Raw genomic sequence first — 3,591 nt, 5'->3', positions numbered from 1 at the left:
GCGCCCCCACCTGTCCCACCTTCTCACTCCTGCGTGTCCACCACCCGGGCGCCCGACCCCTGCTCCCCTGCCTGCTCCTCGGCCATCCGACAAGTAGGAGAAACAGAAACAGTTTCCCTACCTCGCTCTGGCTCCTAGCTTTCCTCCGTTCATCGCACGGGAAGTGATGTCCGGGCGACGCAGTGCACCATTGGACGGAGCAACGGGCCATGAACCGAGACACGGACTTTCTGAAGATTCGCGAGCTCCTGCAGCGCCGCCGTCGGGACATCCTCCAGGCCAGCCTGGGGGCACAGCGCGAGCTGAACGCGCTGAAGGACCAGGACCGCGACCCCGAGTACGAGGAGAACGCCCAGGCGGAGCTGGCGGACTACACGCTCTCCAGCCTGATGGAGGCGCAGCGGCGCGAGGTGATGCTCATCGATGCCGCGCTGCGTCGCATGGACACGGGCGTGTTCGGCGCCTGCGTGGACTGCGGCTACGACATCCCCATCGAGCGGCTGGAGGCCCTGCCCTTCGCCATCCGCTGCGAGGAGGACGCGACGCGCCACGAGCTGGAGCTGCGCGGCGGCCCCCAGGCCACCCCGTCCTTCTAGCCAGGGCCCGGAGGGCGCCCGGGAGCGCGGGGCGCCCTACTGGGGCTTGCCTTCGTCCTGGAGGACGACGAAGCGGTAGTTCTCCAGCTCGTTCTGCCCCGCCGTGTAGAGCACGGTGAGGAGCATGTCGTACGGGATGCTCTTGTCCGCGATGATGGACAGCTCCCGGTTGAACGGCGCCGCCGGGTTGCGCTCGGCGATGTACTTGAGCTTCTCCACTTCCTTCTTGAGTTGGGCGTCCAGCGGCACCACCAGCCGGCCCTGGAGCGCCTCGGGGGGAAGCTGTCCGCCCGCGAGCCGCAGCACTTCCTTCTCCCCCACGAGGATGTTCTTGGGGGTGACGGTGACGGCCACGGTGTCCCGGGGCGTGGCGCGCGTGGAGGACACGGGCGGCCGCACGTCCTCGCTGGCCGTCATCGCCGCCGAGGACGAGGCGAAGGACTTCAGGAGGAACACCAGGAGGATGGTCATCATGTCCATCATCGCGGTGATGTTCAGCTCCTTGATCTCCCCGGCGGCCTCGCGCTCCTTGCGTTTCTTGCGCGCCAGGGCCTTGCGGTAGCGCATCCGCTGGAGCGCCTCGTCGTCCACCGCTACCCGCGCGGTGTCCTCACCCGTCGTCGACATGGCTAGAGGGCTCCGAGGGTGACGTCCGGAAAGAGGAGGCGGTGCGAGGCATCCTTCGTCTCGCGGATGGCGTCCATGGTCTGGATGAGGGCGTCGTAGGACGTGTCCGGATCCGCGGCGACGATCACCTTCGTCTCGGAGGGGAAGGCGCCCTTGATCTTCACCATCTGCGCGTTGAGGGCGGCGTAGTCGTAGGCGCCATCCGCCTGGAGGGGAATGGTGGGGGCGCCGTCCTCGCCGAGGATGGCGTTCTCGCTGTTGACGAAGTGCCCCTTCTTGCTGATGAGGACGCTGAGCACCAGGCGCGGCTGCTCGGGATTGTCCTGCGGGGCCACCGTGGTGCTGGGGCCGCCGTAGCTCGGCGCGCTCACGTTGAGGATGCCGAAGGACGCCAGCCCGGTGATGGACAGCAGCATGAAGAGGATGAGGTTCATGAGGATGTCGAGGTAGGGGACGATGTTGAGCTCGCCCGACTCCTCTTCCTCACGCGGCTTGAGCTTCCGCCTGGAGTAATGGAACGCCATGGGGTCCCCTCCGGCGTGGCCTAGGCGGCCCGGACTTCGTCGTGGGCCGTCTCACCCGAGGCGCGGCGGGCCAGCATGTTCTCCAGCTTGAGGGCGTTGAGCTCCATGCTCTCCACCATGCCCTTGGCGTACGAGGTGAGGAACAGGTGGAAGACGATGCAGAGCACCGCGATGGAGAGCGCGAAGGCGGTGTTGTTCATCGCCTTGGAGATACCGTCAGACAGCAGGGCCTGCTTCTGCTCCGCGGGCACGTTGCCGAGTGCCTGGAAGGTGCCGATCAGACCGAAGATGGTGCCGACGAGTCCCACCAGCGTGGCGATGTTGGCGAGCGACCACAGCCAGGGAATGCGGGCACCCACGGGCGGGCTGTTCTCCACCAGCGCCTCCTCCACGGCCTTGGCGACCTCGATCTCCCCACGGTGGGCGCGGGTGAGGCCGGCGCGGATGATCTTCGCGAGAGGGGACTTGGGAGCCGCGGAGCACAGCTTCACGGCGCGGTCGATGTTGCCGGTCATCACCAGCTTGGTGACCTGCTCCATGAAGGGCGGCGCGTTGAGGTTGTAGCGGAACATGAGCGTCACCACCCGCTCCAGGGCCACCGCGAGCGCGGCGGCCAGCCAGAACAGGTTGACGAACATGAACGGGCCGCCGTCCTTGAAGAACTTGATGACGGAGTCCACCACGCCGAGCTTGGCCGGGGCCTGGGTCAGCACCACGTCCAACAGCTCGCTCACCAGGGGCATCATCGCGAAGCAGGTCCTTTCGACGTCCGCGCCTGCCCTGGGGGCAGGCACTGAACTTCTAGAGGACCCACTGCGGGGGTGTCAAGGCAGGGGCCATGTAGGCCCCTGAAATCCTTGAACTTTCAGCCTCTCAAGCAGCCGAGGAGGCGTTGGGGCCTCCCGCGGTGGGAGCCGCCGCCGCCGCTGCGGCGACCTCGGGCTCGACGACCTGCCGGCGGTAGTCGCACTCCTTGTTGGGGCAGGCGATGAACGGACCGTCCCGCTTGGAGTACTTCTGGAGCAGGTAGGGCGACTGGCAGCTGGGGCACGCCTCGGCCAGCGGCCGGTCCCAGGCGGCGAACTTGCAGTCCGGGTAGCGGTTGCAGCCGAAGAAGATCTTCCCGAAGCGGCTGCGGCGCTCGGTGAGGTAGCCCTGCTTGCAGTCCGGGCACGACACGCCGATGGAGATGGGCTTGGACGTCTCGCACTCGGGATAGCCCGAGCACGCGAGGAACTTTCCGAACCGGCCCCGCTTCACCACCATGGGCTTGGTGCAGTTCTCGCACTTCTCGTCCGTGGTCTCCTCCTCCACGATGACGATCTTCCCCTCGGCGTCGCGCTTGAAGTCCTTGGTGTTCTTGCACTCGGGGTAGTTCGAGCACGCGAGGAAGTGGCCCATCTTCCCCCATTTGATGACCATGATGTTGGCGCACTTCTCGCAGGCCACGTCGGTCTTGACCTCTTCGCGCTTGACGTCGCGCATCTCCGTTTCGGCCTTCTCGAGCGTCTCCTTGAAGGGCGCGTAGAAGTCCTTGAGGACGACCTTCCAGTTGGCCTCGCCCTCGGAGATGAGATCGAGCTTCTCCTCCATGCTGGCGGTGAAGGCGACGTCCAGCTCGTGGGGGAAGTGCTTGACCAGCAGCTCGTTGCAGATGAGGCCGAGGTCCGTGGGCCGGAAGCGGCCTTCAATCTTCTCCACGTACTTCTTGTCCTGGATGGTGGAGAGGATGGCGGCGTAGGTGGAGGGACGGCCGATGCCCCGCTCCTCCAGCTCCTTGACGAGGGTGGCTTCCGAGAAGCGCGGCGGGGGCTGGGTGAAGTGCTGCTCGTCGATCAGCTTCT

At 66.3% G+C, this 3,591-nt stretch carries 5 protein-coding genes; 1 reads left to right on the top strand and 4 read right to left on the bottom strand.

Annotation, left to right across the window (positions count from 1 at the left end; all coding sequences use genetic code 11):
• The first annotated feature begins 209 nt into the window (after positions 1 to 209).
• The gene (locus VF794_RS30940) at positions 210 to 596 is read left to right on the top strand and encodes a TraR/DksA C4-type zinc finger protein (protein ID WP_331116672.1); all 387 of its coding nucleotides are present in this window, start codon (positions 210 to 212) and stop codon (positions 594 to 596) included.
• 36 nt (positions 597 to 632) lie between these two features.
• Here VF794_RS30940 and VF794_RS30935 read toward each other — a convergent pair whose 3' ends face one another.
• From VF794_RS30935 to VF794_RS30920, 4 genes are all read right to left on the bottom strand, one after another.
• A complete protein-coding gene (locus VF794_RS30935; RefSeq protein ID WP_331116670.1) occupies positions 633 to 1,223 on the bottom strand; it encodes an ExbD/TolR family protein in 591 nt (196 codons plus the stop codon).
• Positions 1,224 to 1,225: 2 nt separating this feature from the next.
• Complete coding sequence (locus tag VF794_RS30930) at positions 1,226 to 1,747, bottom strand: biopolymer transporter ExbD (RefSeq protein WP_331116668.1); 522 nt, start codon at positions 1,745 to 1,747, stop codon at positions 1,226 to 1,228.
• A gap of 20 nt (positions 1,748 to 1,767) precedes the next feature.
• Positions 1,768 to 2,493, bottom strand: a complete 726-nt coding sequence (locus tag VF794_RS30925) for a MotA/TolQ/ExbB proton channel family protein (RefSeq protein ID WP_331116666.1) — start codon at positions 2,491 to 2,493, stop codon at positions 1,768 to 1,770.
• A gap of 127 nt (positions 2,494 to 2,620) precedes the next feature.
• On the bottom strand, positions 2,621 to 3,591 hold a 971-nt coding region (locus VF794_RS30920), incomplete at its 5' end, for a topoisomerase DNA-binding C4 zinc finger domain-containing protein (RefSeq protein ID WP_331116664.1).

Origin of the sequence: Archangium sp., from assembly GCF_036389735.1 — a bacterium.
Lineage (GTDB): Bacteria > Myxococcota > Myxococcia > Myxococcales > Myxococcaceae > Archangium.
This window is presented reverse-complemented; position numbering and strand designations above follow the sequence as displayed.

Coding starts and splice junctions, on each gene's coding strand:
- VF794_RS30940 (WP_331116672.1), top strand. CDS start 210: ATGAACCGAGACACGGACTTTCTGAAGATTCGCGAGCTCCTGCAGCGC.
- VF794_RS30935 (WP_331116670.1), bottom strand. CDS start 1,223: ATGTCGACGACGGGTGAGGACACCGCGCGGGTAGCGGTGGACGACGAG.
- VF794_RS30930 (WP_331116668.1), bottom strand. CDS start 1,747: ATGGCGTTCCATTACTCCAGGCGGAAGCTCAAGCCGCGTGAGGAAGAG.
- VF794_RS30925 (WP_331116666.1), bottom strand. CDS start 2,493: ATGATGCCCCTGGTGAGCGAGCTGTTGGACGTGGTGCTGACCCAGGCC.